Source organism: Buchnera aphidicola (Anoecia oenotherae), assembly GCF_005080765.1.
Taxonomy (GTDB): Bacteria; Pseudomonadota; Gammaproteobacteria; order Enterobacterales; family Enterobacteriaceae; genus Buchnera_E; species Buchnera_E aphidicola_AB.
This window is the reverse complement of sequence record NZ_CP033012.1, coordinates 529,699-548,691: the sequence shown is the minus strand read 5'-3', so window position 1 is coordinate 548,691 and position 18,993 is coordinate 529,699. Positions and strand designations below refer to the sequence as shown.

Genomic DNA, 18,993 nt, shown 5'->3' with positions numbered 1-18,993 from the left:
GTTTTATATATAAAATTACTAATCCAAACTAGAATATTTAATATAGAATTTATTTTTTTTGTAATATTTTTAATAAAAGCAAAAAATGATTAATTTTAAATAGTTGTAATAAATAATGTATACTTGGCTAGAAATATAAAATTTTTTTAATATAAAAATGATAAAAATATAAATAAAATTATTCGCATAGTAGTAGAAATATAAAATATAATCTCATTAGAATTAAGGATTAATAATAATGAATAAATATAAATTACGAAATTTATTAAACGTTAAAACATGGTTTTTTGTTTTTTTTATAATAATTTTTTTAGGGATAACATATTTTTACTTTTTTAAAAAAGAAAGAATACTGACTATAGAAGACAGCGATAATTGTGAAAATTATGAAAATATAATGGATGATAATGATTTTAGTAATGAAGAAAACATGAATAAAGTTCAATTATTGATAAAACAAAACCACAATGTATATGGCGTTTTAGAAAGTTTAAATTTAAGCAAATATTATGTTACAAAAAATAAATTTAATTTAGCTATTGATGTATTACAAAATGTTTTAAAATGGAGCAAAGATAATAGTATAATTAACTTAATTCATTTCAGGGTAGCAAAATTACATTTTGAGTTAAGAGAATTTAAAAAGGCTTTATTATCAATTTCATTTATTCAAGAATCATCTTGGACAAGTTCCGTGTGTAATTTAAAAGGAGACATATTTTTCGCTCTTGGAAATAAAGAGAGTGCTATTAAATTTTGGAAAATTAGTTATTTTTTAGAGAAAAACGTTTATGTACGAAATTTTTTACATATGAAAATATTTTCATTTCGAAAACATACGGATGTTTAACATTATATACTGTGATTATAAAATATTAATAGTTTATAAACATGTATAATCAGTTTTTAATATCTTTAAAATTTATTAATCGGGAAAAGAAATGAAAGAAATAGTAACTTTAGTGGGTAGACCTAACGTTGGAAAATCTACATTATTTAACGTATTAACTAATACTCGAGATGCTTTAATTTCAGATTATCCAGGATTAACTAGGGATAGAAATTATGGGAATTTAGATTATCAAAAAAAAATAGTAATAATTGATACAGCTGGAATTTTTTATTGCAAAAATAAAAATAATTTAGAAAAAGAGATAGATCGACATACTTTTATAGCTATAAAAGAAGCTACTATAGTTTTGTTTGTTGTTGATGGGTATGAAGGGATAACAAATGATGATTATGTTTTAGCTAAAACATTACGTATTCAAAAGAAAAGAATCATAGTATTAATAAATAAAATGGACAAAGTAAAAGAAAAGTTAGAAGTAAATGATTTTTATAGTTTAGGTTTTAAACATATGTATTACGTTTCTTCTTTAAATAAAAAAGAAATAAAAAAGTGGTTTATTAAATATATAATACATGAAATTTATAAAATAAGAAAAAAAATTAACAATATTACACAAGACGAAAAATTTTTTTTTCCTAGTGTATTTTTTCAAAAAAATAGGTCAGATCAATCAATATCTAATGATAATATTCCTATTAATATAGCTGTAATAGGAAGACCTAATGTTGGTAAGTCTACTTTGATTAATTCTATTATTGGAATAGATAGAGTGATAACTTCTAGTTTTTCTGGAACAACTAGAGATAGTTTGTCAGTTCCAGTTCAACATTATAGTAAAAGATACATATTTATTGATACTGCTGGAATAAAAAAAAAAAATATGATGATATAGAAAAAATTTCTATTAAAAAATCATTAAAATCAATTAAAAATAGTAAAATTTCTATTTTAGTTGTTAATCCTGAAGAAAATATTACTCACCAAGATCTTTTTCTATTATATTATGCATTAGAACATGGAAAAACAGTAATCATTGCGGTTAATAAATGGGATTCTATTATAGAAAAGAACAAAAATAGAATGAAACAGTATATTAATTTAAAATTTAAAGATATAAAATTAATTAAAATACATTTTATTTCAGCTAAGTTCAAGTTTGGTATAAAAGAATTGTTAGAATCTATTTTTAAGGTGTATTTATCCTCAGTACAAAATGTTAGTACTTCCTGTTTGACTAGCATATTAAGGAATGCGATAAAACATCACTATCCACCTATGAATAAAGGTAGAAGAATAAAATTAAAATATGCAAATCCAGTAGGTTTTAGTCCTTTAAAAATAGTTATTCATGGAAATAAAATGAATATGCTGCCTGTATCGTATAAAAGGTATTTAGAACATTTTTTTCAAAAAAAATTAAAAATGTTTGGAAGTCCAGTTAAATTGTTTTTTAAGAATAGTATTAATCCATATATTAACAATTGATGAATTTAAGTATAAAATATTATATTTCAGTTATAATGAAATGTAAATAAATTTTATTTAGCGAGTAATCTGCTAATTACTCGCATTTAGTAATTTTAGTAAGTGTAATATCAAATTGCAATAAATCGATTTAGCTTAGTTTAATTTTTAATAATTAAACAAATATTTTTATTAATGAATAATTAAACGAATATTTTATTATTTTATTTTTAAAGTGTTATAAGGTATTTCTATTTCTATATTTTTATTTCCAATTTTGGCTTGACAACTTAATCGACTACGTTCTTCTAACCCTACAGCTTGTCCTAGTATATCATCTTCATCTTCTTGTATTTTTGATAGAGAACTAAACCCTTTTTTTACAATGCAATGACAGGTAGTACAAACACATGATTTTTCGCAAGTATGTTCTATCTGTATATTATGTTTTAAAGCTGCTTCTAAAATTGTATCTCCAGTTTTTGCTGTTATAGTTATTCCGTTTGGTAATATTTCTTGATGTGGTAAAAATGTTATTTTTGGCATAGAAGACTCGTAAAATTTAAAATAAAGATGCAGTGAAACAACAATATAAATAATGGTGATTGTATTGTAACAAATAATTTAAATATTATGTTTAATCATATAAATTTTAAATATTAAATGTAAATTCAATTTAATAATTAATAATTATTTTAATAAAAAAGAAATGTATATTACTTTAACAATATGATTGATTTAAAAAAATTGTTATATAATATGGTTTTTACACATATAAATGATAATTAAATAAAGTTAGATACATTTAATATAGACAAGTTTATAAAAGAGAGGACTATTTTTATTAGAAAACTAACATTTTATTTTTTTTTTAAAATTTTCAAAAAATTTTAGTTTTAGAGTAGTATATATTGCTATATTCCATAATTTTTTATTTAAGTAAAGTTTAAGTTTGCACATGTTATCTAATTCAAAATTATTTATTTTTTTATACAAACTGTTTAATTTTTTTTCATTTTTTTTTTTTAATATCTTATCTAACTGTTCATACAAAAAAAACTGTATTTTTAAAAAATTATTATATCTTTTTTTATATTTTAAAGAGAGAGTGGTAATTCCATTTATTGAAAGTAAATGTTCAGATCTTTGTATAGGATTTTTTAAAATTTTATAACCTGCATTTATATATATAGATTTATTTAAAAATTTTGTTTGTATATTTTTGGAATTTTTCATGGATAAGTCAGGGTGAAACTGTTTTTGTAGTTTATAAAAATTTCTAGTTAATTTTTTTAGGTTTATTTCAAATTTTTCTGGTAAGTTAAATAAAACAAAATAATTCATTATATAGCCTTATCAACTTATAGTGAAGATTATAGTTTTAAATTACATTATGTTTCTATTTTTTTAACTGCAAATAGTTTTTAACGCACTAAAACTGTTGTTTTAGTGCGTTTTATTATAAATAAATTATTTTTATAAATTATGTTAATATTTAACATTTTTTATTTTTTTGATATAAATTTTTTTTTTTATAATCTAAAATAGCTTTTTTTATAGCATCTTCAGCTAAAACAGAACAATGAATTTTTACAGGAGGTAATGCTAATTCTTTTACTATATCAGTATTATGGATTTTTTCTGCTTCATTAATTGATTTTCCTTTTATCCATTCTGTAGCTAGAGAACTTGATGCTATTGCAGATCCGCAGCCGTATGTTTTAAAACAAGCATCTTCGATTACTTCATTATTATTAACTTTTATTTGTAGTTTCATTACATCTCCACAAGCAGGAGCTCCTACAATACTAGTTCCAACATTTTTATCAGTACTTGGAAAAGATCCTACGTTTCTAGGGTTTTCATAATGATCTAAAACTTTTTTACTATATGACATAATAATTATCACCATGTTAAGTAATTTTAAATAAGTAATATTTAAGTATATTACTCTTATAAGAAAAATACTATGTATTCCATTGTACTTTATTAATATCTATTCCTTCTTTATACATTTCCCATAAAGGAGATAATAATCGTAGTTTTTTTATAGCTAAGTGTATTAGATTAAGAGAGTACTCAATTTCTTTTTCAGAGGTATATTTCCCAATAGAAAAACGAATAGAACTATGAGCTAATTCATCTTTTACTCCGATAGAACGAAGTACATAAGAAGGTTTTAAGCTAGAAGAAGTACAAGCGGAACCAGAAGATACAGCAAGATCTTTTAAAGCCATTATCAAAGATTCCCCTTCAACATAGTTAAAACTAACGTTTAAAATATGAGGAGAACTATTTTTTAGATCAGTATTTAAATATACTTCTTCAATTTTTTTTATTCCGTTCCAAAGTTGATTTCTTAAATTCATACAGTGCATATTATCATTTTTTAAATTTTTACCAGCTAGAGAACAAGCTAATCCAAATCCTGCAATTTGATGAACAGGCAGAGTACCGGATCGCATTCCTCGTTCATGACCTCCACCATGTATTTGAGAAATTAAACGAACTCTTGGTTTTCTTCTTACATACAAAGCTCCTATTCCTTTTGGTCCATATATTTTATGGGCAGAAAAAGACATTAAATCAATTTGTATTTTTTTTAAATTTATAGAAATTTTTCCAATTGCTTGTGTTGCATCTACATGTAAAACAATATTTTTCTTTTTACAAATATTACTAATTTCAAATATGTTTTGTATTATTCCTATTTCATTATTAACATACATGATAGATACTAATGCGGTTTTATTAGAAATAATATTTTCTAATTCATTTAAATCAATTAATCCATTTTTTTTTGGAGTTAGATATGTTACTTTAAATCCTTTTTTTTCTAAATATTGACAGGTATCTAAAATAGATTTGTGTTCTGTTTTACTAGTAATAATATGATTTTTACTTTTATAAAAATCTAGAAATCCTTTTAAAGCTAAATTATTTGATTCAGTAGCTCCAGAAGTAAAAATAATTTCTCTAGGATCTGCTTTAATGAGATCGGAAATTTGATTTCTAGCAATATCTACCGCTTCTTCTGCAATCCATCCAAATTTATGAGAACGTGACGCTGGATTTCCAAAGCTTCCTGATATAGATAGAAATTTGTTCATTATATTTATTACTTGTGGATCTACTGGTGTTGTTGCTGCATAATCTAAATAAATTGGTAATTTCATCTTGTTCTCTAATGATAAATATTGTTAAAATAAAAAAATTAAATTTTATAAAAATTTATTTAATTAGTTTAAAGTGATTAAATTTTAATTTTAAAAAAACATTATATAAAAGCTAAAAATGTAGTTTTAATTAGAATAAAAAGCAATATAAGCAATATATATTTTATATATACATATATATGCAATATATGCAAAGTTGTATTAATTACGTATTCATAAACTATAAAAATAAAAAAAATATTAGACAATATTAATTTTTTTATAGTATAGTACCAAGATTATGTAAAAAATCTGATAATTCCTTTCAAGTTTATTCAAAAAATAATGATATTAGGGATGTAGTTCAATTGGTAGAGCATCGGTCTCCAAAACCGAAAGTTGTGGGTTCAAGTCCCTCCATCCCTGTAAGATAAAAATTTATTCATTTATTGATTCATTACTATAAAAATAATAGAGATATATTAAATAATTCATATATAAAAAATAAATATATATATTTTATATTAGTTGAAATTTTTTTTAATTGAGTTTTATAATTTCAAAAGTATATAGCATATATGTTTTTTATTTAAACAAATTAATAAATATAAAATATTTATTATATTTTTTAAGAATACAAGATTTAATTTTTTAGCTTTTTATTTAATTTTTGGATCAAAATATTTAAAAAGTTGTTAATTATATAAAGTGTGTATATTAGAATAATTCAAAATATATTAATTAAATCTAATTAAAATAAATTATAACTAAAAGAGTAATATAAAGCATGCCAGTATATCGATCTTATACAACTACTAGAGGTAAAAATATGTCTGGTGCTCGTGCTTTGTGGCGAGCTACCGGAATGAATGACAATGATTTTAAGAAACCAATTATTGCTGTTGTAAATTCATACACTGAATTTGTTCCTGGACATATTCATCTTCAGAATGTGGGAAAACTTGTATCTGCTGAGATAAAAAAAACAGGTGGTGTTCCTAAAGAATTTAATACTATAGCAGTTGATGATGGTATAGCAATGGGACATTCAGGAATGTTGTATTCTTTGCCATCAAGAGAGTTAATTTCAGATTCTGTAGAATATATGGTAAATGCACACTGTGCAGATGCTATGATATGTATATCTAATTGTGATAAAATAACTCCTGGTATGTTATTGGCTGCGATGCGATTAAATATTCCTTCTGTTTTTATATCAGGAGGTCCAATGGAATCTGGGAAGATTTTTTTAAAAAATAAAAAAATTTCTTTAGATTTAGTGGATGCTATTTTGTCAGGAGTTAAAGATGAGTATTCAAAAGAGGTTTCTAGAGAAATAGAAGGGGTTGCTTGTCCTACATGTGGCTCTTGTTCTGGAATGTTTACTGCTAATTCCATGAATTGTCTTGTAGAAGCTATAGGATTATCTCTTCCAGGAAATGGTACTCTTTTAGCAACTCATATAGATAGAAAAAAATTATTTCTAAAATCAGCTAAAAGAATAGTAAAAATAACAAAATCTTTTTATGAGAATGATAATTATTCAGTTTTGCCAAGAATGATTGCTAATAAACATGCGTTAAACAATGCAATGATTATGGATATAGCTATGGGAGGTTCTACTAATACTATACTTCATTTATTAGCTATTGCTCAAGAAGGAAAAGTTGATTTTAGCATGAAAGATATTAATCAATTAGCTAAAAAAGTTCCTAATTTATGTAAAATATCTCCGAATAGTAAAAAATACCATATGGAAGATTTTCATAGAGCAGGTGGAGTTATGGGGATATTAAGTGAATTAAATAAAATAAATTTGCTTAATGTTACTGTGAAAAATATATTAGGATTAACTTTAAAGAATACGATAAAAATTTATGATATTTTATCAACTAAGCATAAATTAGTGTTAAAAATGTTTAGAGCTGCACCAAAGGGAAAAAGAACTACAAAAGCATTTTCTCAAGGTTGCAGATGGAAACAATTAGATATAGATAGAAAAAATGGATGTATACGATCTAGTAAAAATGCTTATAGTAAAGATGGAGGATTAGCTGTTTTGTATGGAAATATAGCTAAAGATGGATGTGTTGTAAAAACTGCTGGTGTTTTAGAAAAAAATTATACTTTTTCTGGAAAAGCAAGAGTTTATGAAAGTCAAGAAGAAGCGGTAGATGCTATATTACATCTAAAAATAAAAAAAGGAGAGGTAATAGTTATCCGTTATGAAGGACCAAAAGGAGGTCCTGGAATGCAAGAGATGCTTTATCCTACTACTTATTTAAAATCTACAGGTATGGATGAGTTTTGTGCATTAATAACTGACGGTAGATTTTCTGGTGGAACTTCAGGTTTGTCCATTGGACATATTTCTCCTGAAGCTGCAAATAAAGGTTTACTAGCTTTAGTAAGAGATGGTGATATTATTAACATAGATATTCCTAATCGTTCAATAAACTTAATGATTAGTACCTTAGAAGTGAGTAAAAGAAAAAAAATAGAGGAATTCAGAAAAGAAAAAGCATATACTCCTCAAGATAGAGTTAGAAGAGTTTCTACTGCACTAAAAGTATATGCTAAGTTTGCTACAAGTGCTAATATGGGAGCGGTAAGAGATATTAAAGCATTATAATTTAACGGTTTTAGATTAATAAAAAATATTTTTTAAATTTGTGTTTTGTTGTTATATAAATAGTTTTAAAACAGAAATTGTTAGTATTGAAATATAACTATATATATAATCTAATATTAGTAATATTAAGTTAAATGGAGTAATTATGTCTAATTATTTTAATAAGTTGTGTTTTAGAAAAAAATTAATAGAAATAAAAAAGAGTAAATTTATAAATTCATCCGATTTTTTAAACGGGGTAAATTTTTTAAAAAATAAAAAAATAGTAATAATAGGTTGTGGGTCTCAAGGATTAAATCAAGGTTTAAATATGAGAGATTCTGGATTGGATGTTTCTTTTGCTCTTAGAAATGAAACTATTGAAAAAAAAGGAGTTTCTTGGAAAAACGCTATTCAAAATGAATTTTTAGCTTTAGATTATGAATCTATTATTCCTTTTGCGGATGTAGTTATTAATTTAACACCAGATAGAGAACATTCGGAAGTAGTGAAGAAAATATTACCAATGATGAAATCAGGTTCTTTTTTAGGTTATTCTCATGGTTTTAACATAGTGGAAGTTGGTGAAAAAATAAGGGAAGACATTACGGTGATTATGGTAGCTCCAAAATGTCCTGGTACTGAAGTGAGAGCAGAGTTCTTACGTGGTTTTGGAGTTCCAGCTTTAATAGCAGTTCATACTAACAATGATATAAAAAAAGAAGGTATGTATGCTGCAAAAGCATGGGCTGTTTCAATAGGTTCTCATAGAGCAGGAGTTTTAGAGTCATCGTTTATAGCTGAAGTAAAGTCAGATTTAATGGGTGAACAAACAATTTTATGTGGAGTTCTTCAGAGTGCTTCAATATCTTTTTTTGAAAAGTTAATTAGTAGTGGCATAAATGAAAATTATGCAGTTAATTTAATTCAAAATGGTTGGGAAAAAATTACTGAAACGTTGAAACAAGGTGGAATTTGGTTAATGTTAGATAGATTGTCTAGTTCTGCTAAAATTGAAGCTTGTAAATTATCTAACAAATTAAAGAATATGTTTTCTCCTTTGTACCGTAAGCATATGGATGATATCATTTCTGGAAAATTTTCAGAAAAAGTTATTAGCGATTGGAAAAATAATAATCAAGATTTAATTTATTTACGTCGAGAAAATAAAAATAGTGATTTTGAAAAAGCAAAAAAATCAGAAACTGTTCTTTTAGATCAAGAATATTTTGATAATGGAATAGTTATGGTTGCTATTTTAAAAGCTGGTATTGAACTATCTTTCGAAATTATGTTAGAATCTGGTATTTCTGCAGAATCAGCTTATTACGAGTCTTTACATGAACTTCCTTTAATTGCTAATACGGTTGCTAGGAAAAGATTATATGAGATGAATTTAGTAATATCTGATACTGCTGAATATGGAAACTATTTATTTACTAGAGAAGCTTTACCAATTTTTAGAAGTTTTATGTCCAGTTTAAATATAAATAAATTGAATCAATTAGTTAAAAAAAATATAGTGAATAATGTTGAACTAAATGAGTTAAATAGAAAAATTTATAATCATCCTATTGAAGTAATAGGAAGAAAATTAAGAATATATATGAAACATACACAAAATTATTCTAAAGTAGTTATTAAAAAATAAAGGATGTTTTATTCATATAAAAAAATAATTTTATTAAATATAAATAAATATTTTTATAAATTTAAAAATATTTTAATATTTTAATTTTATTCAAACTATTTTTAAATTTATTTAAAGAAACATGTTCTAGTAATTATTTTTCTTTCTTTATATATATAAGAAATATATTTATTGTTAATAATTATCAAAAACACACTATTGCTTTTATAAAAGAGTTATTCTCGTTTATGACTAGAAGTAGTATTAATAAATATTAGTTATAATAAAAGATATTATTTATTTAATTAAATATAGTTTTTTTTTAAATAACATGATTTCATAGTTTAAACTTTCATTAGTATAGTAGAAAAATAAATGAAAGATAGAATAATCAAAAGAGTGAGAGATATAGATATTAAAGATTGAAAAAATTAACTTTTCATTCTTGTAGAACGTAGAGATATAAAATCTAAACTATATCTATTAAAAATAGATAGTAATTTATGCTTGGTGAGCAAGAATAGAATAATTTATTATATAAATTTACTTATAACTTATTGAAATCAAATAAAGTTTTAACAAACTTATTATAATAAAAATTTTTTGAATAGAATAATAATCTTTTTAATTTTAAACATAAATATGTTTTATATTATTTCTGATAGAAAAAAATTACTGAATGTTATAACTTGTAAAATAATTATTTAAAAAAATCGAACATGTTAAAATTTGATGATATTTTATATTTTCTTACTTGTTTATTCTAAAACAATAACGAAATAAAAAATAGTTAAAAAATCAATAATTTTTATTTGATTAATATACATATACAAACTTGATTTAGTATAAATTCAGTTTTTTATTATAAAACAATAGTTTTTCTTTAGTAGGTGATAACGATTAATCTATTTATTTATGTAGAAAGAGTTAGTTTAAAAGATTTTCATGCTTAAAAGCTTGTTTTATTCTATTAAAGTTATTAAATTAGAAGAAAATTATTCTTCTGTAAAAAACAAATAAAATCAATAATAGCTTAATTTCTTAAATAAAAATATATATATATAGTTTCATTTAGATCATGGAATAAGAAATAAGATAATAAATTAAAAAATAAAAAGATGAATCAGTAGTTATCATTCAGTAAAGTATATTTTTGATGATAAAAAGCCCTTTTTTTACTATAAAGTAATATACTATTTTGTATAGAAATAATTATTAGTCTCAGATTTTAGAAAAAGATTATATGAAAAGATTTTTTGTTAAATTTTTTTGATTGTATTAAATAATCAAATACAGTTATGAAATAATATTCATTGGAAATATTTTGCAGATCTTGATTAGAGACAAATGAAAAAAATAGGTCGTTTCTAAATTTAAAAGTTATAAAAAAACAAAAAAGATTATTGATGATAAAAATAATTTTATAACTTGAATTAATAATATTTAATTGATAAAAGAAAAATTTAATGCTAAAATAATAAAAGATGTTTTATTAAAAATATAAGTATACTTTACTAATAAAGATTAGTGTAAAAAACAATAAATTTGAAAGTATTTAACTTATGGTAATGTATTATTTTAATAGATTAAATTTTTACATGGTTTTGCTATTGGTATAGCAAAGGGGTTTTTCTCGAACATAAAAAGTGTTTATTAATATAATGTAGAAGAAAAAAGAAGGTTGTTTTAAATTTGATTTGATTCATGATTAATTAATATTGGTGTTAACGTTTTGTAATTTTAGAAAAAGATATGATATACTTAACAAATAATAAATAAAATTGTTAGTTTTTTTACGAATTACTTAAAGAAGATATAATATAGAAAAGTAGATTATAGTAATATCATAATTTATAATAATTATATATATTAATGAATTTTAAATTTTTTATTTGAAAAAGTTATATTTTTTAATTTTTTATTAAAACAGTAAAAATTTTAGCAAAGCTAGTTTTTTTTTTTTTTTTATGATAAACTAAATTTTAGTATTATACTATAAGTATAATACATTAATAAATTCAACAATACTGAATTATTAATTATTTAATATAAATTATTATTTATTTAATTTTTATATCGTAACTAATTTTTAAAAAGTGATTACATGATTATGAAAACAAAATACGTTATTTCTATAACAGATAATAATTTTAAGGAAAAAATATTAGAAAACAAAGGATTTTCATTAGTAGATTTTTGGGCTAATTGGTGTCATCCTTGTAAATTATTAGCACCTGTACTGGAAGAAGTTGCGAAAGAATATACAAGTAAATTATTATTTGCGTCAATTAATGTAGAACATAATAGTATCATATCTAATAAATATTCTATTAAAGGTATTCCTACATTGTTATTATTTAAAAATGGAGAAGTTTCAGCAAATAAAGTAGGATTTGTATCTAAACAAGAGTTAATAAGTTTTTTAGACGAACATTTAAAATAAAAAATATATATAATATTTTTCATAATTTTATATGAAAAAATAAATTTTCTAATTAAATTAAAATAAATATTTTAATTTTGTATATTTTTATCCATTTCTTTTAATACCATAATGTATTTAGTATTTTATTTCAATTAATACATTATTTTTTTAAGGATTATCCCACGTTTACTAAGAACCCACCAATATGAATTTAACTGAACTGAAAAATAAACTAGTGTCAGAATTAATTATTCTTGGCGAAACTATGGGATTAGAAAATTTGGCACGTATGCGAAAGCAAGATATAATATTTTCAATATTAAAACAACATTCAAAAAGTGGAGAAGATATATTTGGAAATGGTGTTTTAGAAATTTTACAAGATGGTTTTGGGTTTTTACGTTCAGCAGACAGTTCTTATCTTGCTGGACCAGACGATATTTATGTGTCTCCTAGTCAAATAAGAAGATTTAATTTACGTACTGGAGATACTATTTCAGGAAAGATACGTCCACCAAAAGAAGGTGAAAGATATTTTGCTTTATTAAAAGTAAATCAAGTTAATTATGATAGGCCTGAAAACGCAAGAAGTAAGATTTTATTTGAAAATTTAACCCCGCTGCATGCTAATTCTAGATTAAGAATGGAAAGAGGTAATGGATCTACAGAAGATTTAACAGCAAGAGTACTTGATTTAGCTTCTCCTATTGGTAGAGGACAACGTGGGTTAATTGTAGCTCCTCCTAAAGCTGGAAAAACTATGCTTTTGCAAAATATAGCTCAAAGTATTGCATATAATCATCCAGAGTGTGTTCTAATGGTTTTGTTAATAGATGAGCGTCCAGAAGAAGTTACAGAAATGCAACGATTAGTAAAAGGAGAAGTAGTAGCTTCTACTTTCGACGAACCAGCTTCTAGACATGTTCAAGTTGCTGAAATGGTGATAGAAAAGGCAAAAAGATTAGTTGAACATAAAAAAGATGTAATAATTTTATTGGATTCGATTACTAGATTAGCTAGAGCATATAATACAGTAGTTCCTGCTTCCGGAAAAGTGTTGACTGGAGGAGTAGATGCCAATGCTTTACATAGACCTAAAAGATTTTTTGGAGCAGCAAGAAATGTTGAAGAAGGTGGAAGTTTGACAATTATAGCTACAGCGTTAATAGATACTGGTTCTAAAATGGATGAAGTAATATACGAAGAATTTAAAGGAACAGGAAATATGGAATTACCATTATCTAGAAAAATAGCAGAAAAAAGAGTTTTTCCGGCTATAGATTACAATCGTTCTGGTACCAGAAAAGAAGAATTGTTAACTACTATAGAAGAATTACAAAAAATGTGGATTTTAAGAAAAATCATTCATCCCATGGGTGAAATAGATGCAATGGAGTTTTTGATTAATAAATTAGCTATGACAAAAACTAATGATGAATTTTTTAATATGATGAAGAGGTCTTAATTAAAATATATTTATAATACAATTTTATTGTGCTAAATAGTAGTTAGTATTATACGAAAGAAAAACTATATAGATATACCATTTTACAAATTTTATTAAATATTGAAATTTTAAAATAAAAGACATTAAATTTAATTTAATATCTAGATTTAGTTTTTTTATAAATATTTTGTTTTTTATGTATTCTTATTAAGACAATAAAAAATATATATATTTATTTTTAAAAAATCCATATATATCTATTAATATATAGATATTTATAGGCGCTTATAGCTCAATTGGATAGAGCTTTACCCTTCGAAGGTAAAGGTTTCAGGTTCGAGTCCTGATAAGCGTATATTTTATTTTATAAATTAGTAAAAAATTATTTTAGACAAATTCAATAATTTGTATATAATAATATATATAAATGATTTTTTTTAAAATTTAAAAAAAAAAAAAGAAATAAAGAAGAATAGTTTTATTGGTGATTATAGCTCAGCTGGTAGAGCGCTGGATTGTGATTCCAGTGGTCATGGGTTCAAATCCCATTAATCACCCAAAATGTAAAAATAATTATAGATTTAAATATATATGTAATTTTTTATTTCAAACTGTATAGTTTTCGGCGAATAGCGCAGCTTGGTAGCGCAACTGGTTTGGGACCAGTAGGTCAGAGGTTCAAATCCTCTTTCGCCGATAAAAATGATTTATAGTTTTTTATAGTTAAATTTTTTATAAGAGTAAAAATAGTTTAAACAATTTAAATGTATATAAAATAATATTTATTTTAAGACATAGTATATTTTATATTAAGTATATAAATGTTTTAGTTTTATTAAGTTAATAATAAATTAAATAAAAACAATAATCATTATTGTATAATAATACAATTAATGGTTTTATTTTTTTGTTTTTTTTAAAATATTAGTTGTTCAATCTTTTAGCGGATTTATAGTAATTAAAATTAATAGATTATTTTTTAAACACTTTTTTTTGTAGCTATATTTAATGCTTATATAAGTTAAATTTAATAATTTAGCATGTATAAAATTAAGATACTTTATCGTATATATTTATCATTTTCAAATTTATGATATAAGATATAATCTTAGCATAGTAGATGTACTTATTGAATAGGTTTTAATTAGAGTTAAAATTATGAATGATAAAAAAAAATATTTTTTTCTAAGATGCATGGGTTAGGAAATGATTTTATGGTGGTAGATAATAGATTTCAAAATATATTATTTACTGTTTCTTTAATTAAAAAATTATCCCATAGAAACTTAGGGGTTGGTTTTGATCAGCTATTATTAGTAGAAAAAGTTACAACATGTAATGTAGATTTTTTATATAGAATTTTTAATTCTAATGGATCAGAAGTAGAACAGTGTGGAAATGGTGCAAGGTGTTTAGCTTATTTCTTGTTAATTAAAAATATAACAAAAAAAAAAATTATACGATTAAAAACTTTAACTAGAAACATAGAAGTTTCTTTTTTAAAAAGTAATTTAATTCAAGTAAATATGGGTTTTCCGTTATTTAATACAGAAGATATTCCTTGTTTAAAAAAAAATGTAGTAGAAAATTGTTATTCTGTTATTTTTGAAAATACAAATATAATCTTTAGTGTTGTATCGTTAGGAAATCCTCATTGTGTTATTATTTGTAAAAATATTGAAAAAATAGATATTGTTCGAATAGGTAATTTTCTACAAACATATAGTATTTTTCCAAAGGGAGTAAATGTTAGTTTTGTAGAAGTAATTAATTTTTATGAAATCAAATTAAGAGTATATGAAAGAGGAGTAAATAAAGAGACGAGAGCATGCGGTAGTGGAGCTTGTGCTTCTGTAGTTATATTAATTAGTAAAAGGCTATTGTCAAATGAAAAAAAAATAAAAGTGAATTTGCCTGGAGGTTTTTTATATGTTAAATGGAAAGGAAAAAATAATTATATATATATGATAGGTTTAGCTACTCATGTTTATGATGGTATTTTTTTCTTAAAAAAGTAAATTTTATATTTTAAACATATTTTTTTTGAAATAAAAATAATAATAAAATAATTATAGATTTATTTTTTTAAAATTTATATCAAAACATATTGACATTTAATATATTTATATATTTAAAATACTTATATATAATAATGAAGAAATATTTTGTTTATTTGAAATAAGTCATAAATATACAATAAGTAACGATACTGACTAGTAATTAAATATTAGTAGTAAAAAAATTATCTGTAATAATAATTTTTGTTTAAAATTTGTATATTCAAGTAAACAACAAAATGTTAGTATTTTAAATAGTAAAGAACAATTAAAAAATATTTGGTATATACAAATAATTTATGTACTTTTATTTTTAATTTTTTAATGTCGAATATAATTCGATATGTTTTCAGTTACATATATATAGTTATATTATTTAAATTCACAGAAGTATTTTTAATAAAAAATATAATATTTATTTTTAATAATATTGAACGTATTTAATATATAAAAAATAGTTATATATAAATATAAATTTTTATTTGTATGTAAAAATTTTTAAGTATAATGTATTATATACTTAATATAATATTTAAATGTAGTAATAAATACTATTATTACATAACATATAAATATGTTTATTTTCTTAATATATTTTAGTAAGTAAAATTATGCTTGATTAGCAATGAATAATATAAACGATTTATTGAATGTATGGTTTAATTTTAAAAAAAATACTACCGTTAATCTTGATTACATATGATTCATTAGAAATTACGAAAGTAAAACATTTGAAGAGGACGTAGAATTATGTCAAATATTGAATTAGTTAATTCAAACAGTTCTACTATTAAAAATGATATACAAGAAAACAATTTAACTACACTTATTAAAAATTTAAATAACAGTAATAACGATATAAATGATGGTAAAAATCTAAATGCAACTTCAGTAATTTTATATGATCCTACAACTAGTGAAGGAGAGTATATTTCTAGTGATAACAATGGAGTAAATCAAGATTCAGATTCTTCTCGTATTGAACGTGTAGATAATGTAGATAATAATAAATTTATTGCAATTGATAATTTAAATTTTTTTTCTTTTTCTTCTTTAATTCCAAAACTTTTTTTTTCAAATAATTCAGCAGAATTAAAAGATACAGATAAAAATTTTTTTACTCGTATGTTTGGTAGCTTACCAATGATGGGAGTTACTGTTGACTTAGGATCTATAGATTCTGATAAACCAGAAGAAGACGCTATATTTTCTAAAAATATTGATTATTCTAAATTAAATTCTACAGTTGCGAATGTTTCTAAAGATGTAGTAGAAACTGTAAATGAAAAAATTATTCCAATATTTCATAGATTTAAACATGTTAAAAATAAAGTATGTGATTTTTTAGGAATAGATTATGAAGGACAACAAGTAGAAAAGGAATGTTATAATAACTATGGTATGCCTATTTCTTCTGTTTCGGTAGGAAAAAATGATAATGAACGTTTGATTACTCCAGATAAAAATTTTCCTTATATAGAACGAGTAAATCCTTTATTAAATTCTCAAACAAATATTAATTGGGCATATCTTTCTAAAGACATTGCATTTTTAGAAACTAAAGATGTTAAAAACGAATTAGAAGATGAATTTAAAGAGATTAAAAACTCTAACAATTTAAGTAATAATTTTACAAATAAGTTTAAAAAATCAGAGTATGTATGGAACGATTCGTTATTACAAAACCAATCTTTAGATCAATTTATGCGTGACTTTAAAGAAAAAATACCAGATTTAGAAGACCAGAAAATATTTTCTGTACTTGCTAGCAAAAAGTTATTTGAAGTTCCTCATGAATTCATTAGAGAAAACTATCCACAAGTTCATAGTTATGAAAATCAAGATCCTATTTACCGTTATGAATTTATCAAATCAGAGAACAATGAGCATCAAGTAATAGCTACTAAAATTATTCAGTCAAATAAGTTAGAAAAACAAGGTAGTTCTGAAAAAAATATGTTCGGTGTGAGAACAATTGTTACTTTTGATCGAAACCGTATATCGGATATAGAATATCAAATTTTAGTACAGTAAAAGTAATTTATTGAAAAACATTAAAAAAATTTACAATTATTAATTATTTTAATTCTATTTAAAAAAATGTAAAAACAAATTTTACTATTTATTATAGTAAAATTTGTTTTTAATGAATTTAATTTATTAAAATAAATGATTGATTAATTATTTTAATAAATTTAAAGTTCTATTATAAATAATATTTTTTGATTCCATCTAATTTAGATATACTTATAAAAAATAGAAAAACATCGATTTTTATCGTATTGATTGACAATACATATATAAATACATTTTATATAAATTTGATTTTAATTGTACTTAATAAAGCGAATTACACATAATTTTTTTTTATAAATTTCATATATAAAACACTATTTTTATTAGTATTGTATATATTGTTGTATTTTGAATGCAAAATTTAAAATATTTTCAAGAAGCATAATAGCATTTTTGTATTTAAATATTAATTGAACAACTAAAATTATGGTTTAAATATATTTAATTGTTTAACTATTTAAAAAATTTTATATATATTTTTATTTTTACCAATAGTTTTCGCTACTAATATTTCCATGGTTTTTTTTAAAGTTTTTTTTCATTTTATAATTCTTTTGAAGAACATCGCATGTTTCTTTTACCATATTAGGATTTCCACATAACATTACATGAGATGTATGAGGAGAAATGAAATAGTTCACTGATTTTTCTAATTGTTGATTTATGAGTAGATTTGGTATTCGACCAAAAAGAGATGCTTTTGTTTTTTCTCTGCTTACAATGCTTTTAAAAATTAGTTTTCCATAGTATATTTTTTCTAATTTTTGTATAGTACTTGAATATGTTAGGTCTTGTGAGTATCGAACTGCATGAATTAGTATTATATGTTTAAATTTTTTTATCTCTTCATTTTTTTGTTGTAATATTGATAAATATGGTCCTATTGCAGTTCCTGTAGCTATCATCCATAATATTTTACAACTAGAAATATTATTTAGCGTAAAACATCCGAATGATTTTTTAGTAATAAAAACTTTATCTTTAGGTTTTAAAGAATATAAAGTTGGGCTTAAACATCCTTCTGAAATACGGGATATATAAAATTCTAATATATTATTATTTGGAGGATTAACGTAAGAATAAGCTCTTTGTATTCTTTTTGTGTTGCCTGTTAAAATAGAAATTTTAGAAAATTGTCCTGCAATAAAATTGTCTATTTTTGCAGTCATAAAAACAGTAAATAATTGATCTGTCCATTTTTTAATTCGTATAATTTTAGCAGTTGTCCAGATTGACATATTTTTATATCCTGATCTTTGTGTTTTTTAGATAGAT

General features: G+C 22.7%; 14 protein-coding genes and 4 tRNA genes. 13 read left to right on the top strand and 5 right to left on the bottom strand.

Annotation, left to right across the window (positions count from 1 at the left end):
• Window positions 1-238: 238 nt before the first annotated feature.
• The 3 genes from D9V65_RS02385 to D9V65_RS02375 all read left to right on the top strand — a co-directional run bounded on the left by D9V65_RS02385 (window position 239) and on the right by D9V65_RS02375 (window position 2,338).
• Window positions 239-850: a YfgM family protein gene (locus D9V65_RS02385; RefSeq protein ID WP_158342153.1), complete on the top strand. Its 612-nt coding sequence runs from the start codon at window positions 239-241 to the stop codon at window positions 848-850.
• 91 nt (window positions 851-941) lie between these two features.
• Complete coding sequence (locus D9V65_RS02380; RefSeq protein ID WP_158342151.1) at window positions 942-1,745, top strand: GTPase; 804 nt, start codon at window positions 942-944, stop codon at window positions 1,743-1,745.
• Entirely contained in the window at window positions 1,742-2,338 is a 597-nt protein-coding gene (locus D9V65_RS02375) for a GTP-binding protein (RefSeq protein WP_315984279.1), read from the top strand. Before D9V65_RS02380 ends, D9V65_RS02375 begins: the two co-directional genes overlap by 4 nt.
• Before the next feature lie 198 nt (window positions 2,339-2,536).
• Here the strand turns inward: D9V65_RS02375 and fdx are convergent, their stop codons facing one another.
• From fdx to D9V65_RS02355, 4 genes are all read right to left on the bottom strand, one after another.
• Window positions 2,537-2,863, bottom strand: coding sequence for an ISC system 2Fe-2S type ferredoxin (gene fdx, locus D9V65_RS02370; protein WP_158342147.1), 327 nt, complete (start codon window positions 2,861-2,863; stop codon window positions 2,537-2,539).
• 306 nt (window positions 2,864-3,169) lie between these two features.
• Entirely contained in the window at window positions 3,170-3,661 is a 492-nt protein-coding gene (gene hscB, locus D9V65_RS02365; RefSeq protein WP_158342145.1) for a Fe-S protein assembly co-chaperone HscB, read from the bottom strand.
• A gap of 151 nt (window positions 3,662-3,812) precedes the next feature.
• Complete coding sequence (gene iscU, locus D9V65_RS02360; RefSeq protein ID WP_158342144.1) at window positions 3,813-4,214, bottom strand: Fe-S cluster assembly scaffold IscU; 402 nt, start codon at window positions 4,212-4,214, stop codon at window positions 3,813-3,815.
• 70 nt (window positions 4,215-4,284) lie between these two features.
• The gene (locus D9V65_RS02355; protein WP_158342142.1) at window positions 4,285-5,493 is read right to left on the bottom strand and encodes an IscS subfamily cysteine desulfurase; all 1,209 of its coding nucleotides are present in this window, start codon (window positions 5,491-5,493) and stop codon (window positions 4,285-4,287) included.
• A 332-nt stretch (window positions 5,494-5,825) separates the two neighbouring features.
• Here D9V65_RS02355 and D9V65_RS02350 point away from each other — a divergent pair.
• The 10 genes from D9V65_RS02350 (at window position 5,826) to D9V65_RS02305 (ending at window position 17,676) form a co-directional block, all read left to right on the top strand.
• Window positions 5,826-5,898 (top strand) — tRNA-Trp (locus D9V65_RS02350).
• Between the two features lie 361 nt (window positions 5,899-6,259).
• Window positions 6,260-8,104, top strand: a complete 1,845-nt coding sequence (ilvD, locus tag D9V65_RS02345) for a dihydroxy-acid dehydratase (protein ID WP_158342140.1) — start codon at window positions 6,260-6,262, stop codon at window positions 8,102-8,104.
• A 145-nt stretch (window positions 8,105-8,249) separates the two neighbouring features.
• The gene (gene ilvC, locus D9V65_RS02340; protein ID WP_158342138.1) at window positions 8,250-9,734 is read left to right on the top strand and encodes a ketol-acid reductoisomerase; all 1,485 of its coding nucleotides are present in this window, start codon (window positions 8,250-8,252) and stop codon (window positions 9,732-9,734) included.
• Window positions 9,735-11,823: 2,089 nt separating this feature from the next.
• Complete coding sequence (gene trxA, locus D9V65_RS02335) at window positions 11,824-12,156, top strand: thioredoxin (protein ID WP_158342136.1); 333 nt, start codon at window positions 11,824-11,826, stop codon at window positions 12,154-12,156.
• A gap of 187 nt (window positions 12,157-12,343) precedes the next feature.
• The gene (gene rho / locus D9V65_RS02330; RefSeq protein WP_158342133.1) at window positions 12,344-13,603 is read left to right on the top strand and encodes a transcription termination factor Rho; all 1,260 of its coding nucleotides are present in this window, start codon (window positions 12,344-12,346) and stop codon (window positions 13,601-13,603) included.
• Window positions 13,604-13,866: 263 nt separating this feature from the next.
• A tRNA-Arg gene (locus D9V65_RS02325) sits at window positions 13,867-13,940 on the top strand.
• Window positions 13,941-14,069: 129 nt separating this feature from the next.
• Window positions 14,070-14,142 (top strand) — tRNA-His (locus D9V65_RS02320).
• A 66-nt stretch (window positions 14,143-14,208) separates the two neighbouring features.
• Window positions 14,209-14,282 (top strand) — tRNA-Pro (locus tag D9V65_RS02315).
• A 493-nt stretch (window positions 14,283-14,775) separates the two neighbouring features.
• A complete protein-coding gene (dapF, locus tag D9V65_RS02310; protein ID WP_158342131.1) occupies window positions 14,776-15,603 on the top strand; it encodes a diaminopimelate epimerase in 828 nt (275 codons plus the stop codon).
• Window positions 15,604-16,392: 789 nt separating this feature from the next.
• Window positions 16,393-17,676, top strand: a complete 1,284-nt coding sequence (locus D9V65_RS02305; RefSeq protein WP_158342129.1) for a hypothetical protein — start codon at window positions 16,393-16,395, stop codon at window positions 17,674-17,676.
• Window positions 17,677-18,203: 527 nt separating this feature from the next.
• Here the strand turns inward: D9V65_RS02305 and D9V65_RS02300 are convergent.
• Entirely contained in the window at window positions 18,204-18,956 is a 753-nt protein-coding gene (locus tag D9V65_RS02300) for a ferredoxin--NADP(+) reductase (RefSeq protein ID WP_158342127.1), read from the bottom strand.
• Window positions 18,957-18,993 lie beyond the last annotated feature (37 nt).

Coding starts and splice junctions, on each gene's coding strand:
- D9V65_RS02385 (WP_158342153.1), top strand. CDS start 239: ATGAATAAATATAAATTACGAAATTTATTAAACGTTAAAACATGGTTT.
- D9V65_RS02305 (WP_158342129.1), top strand. CDS start 16,393: ATGTCAAATATTGAATTAGTTAATTCAAACAGTTCTACTATTAAAAAT.
- fdx (WP_158342147.1), bottom strand. CDS start 2,863: ATGCCAAAAATAACATTTTTACCACATCAAGAAATATTACCAAACGGA.
- D9V65_RS02380 (WP_158342151.1), top strand. CDS start 942: ATGAAAGAAATAGTAACTTTAGTGGGTAGACCTAACGTTGGAAAATCT.
- rho (WP_158342133.1), top strand. CDS start 12,344: ATGAATTTAACTGAACTGAAAAATAAACTAGTGTCAGAATTAATTATT.
- ilvD (WP_158342140.1), top strand. CDS start 6,260: ATGCCAGTATATCGATCTTATACAACTACTAGAGGTAAAAATATGTCT.
- iscU (WP_158342144.1), bottom strand. CDS start 4,214: ATGTCATATAGTAAAAAAGTTTTAGATCATTATGAAAACCCTAGAAAC.
- D9V65_RS02355 (WP_158342142.1), bottom strand. CDS start 5,493: ATGAAATTACCAATTTATTTAGATTATGCAGCAACAACACCAGTAGAT.
- ilvC (WP_158342138.1), top strand. CDS start 8,250: ATGTCTAATTATTTTAATAAGTTGTGTTTTAGAAAAAAATTAATAGAA.
- D9V65_RS02300 (WP_158342127.1), bottom strand. CDS start 18,956: ATGTCAATCTGGACAACTGCTAAAATTATACGAATTAAAAAATGGACA.
- trxA (WP_158342136.1), top strand. CDS start 11,824: ATGAAAACAAAATACGTTATTTCTATAACAGATAATAATTTTAAGGAA.
- dapF (WP_158342131.1), top strand. CDS start 14,776: ATGCATGGGTTAGGAAATGATTTTATGGTGGTAGATAATAGATTTCAA.
- hscB (WP_158342145.1), bottom strand. CDS start 3,661: ATGAATTATTTTGTTTTATTTAACTTACCAGAAAAATTTGAAATAAAC.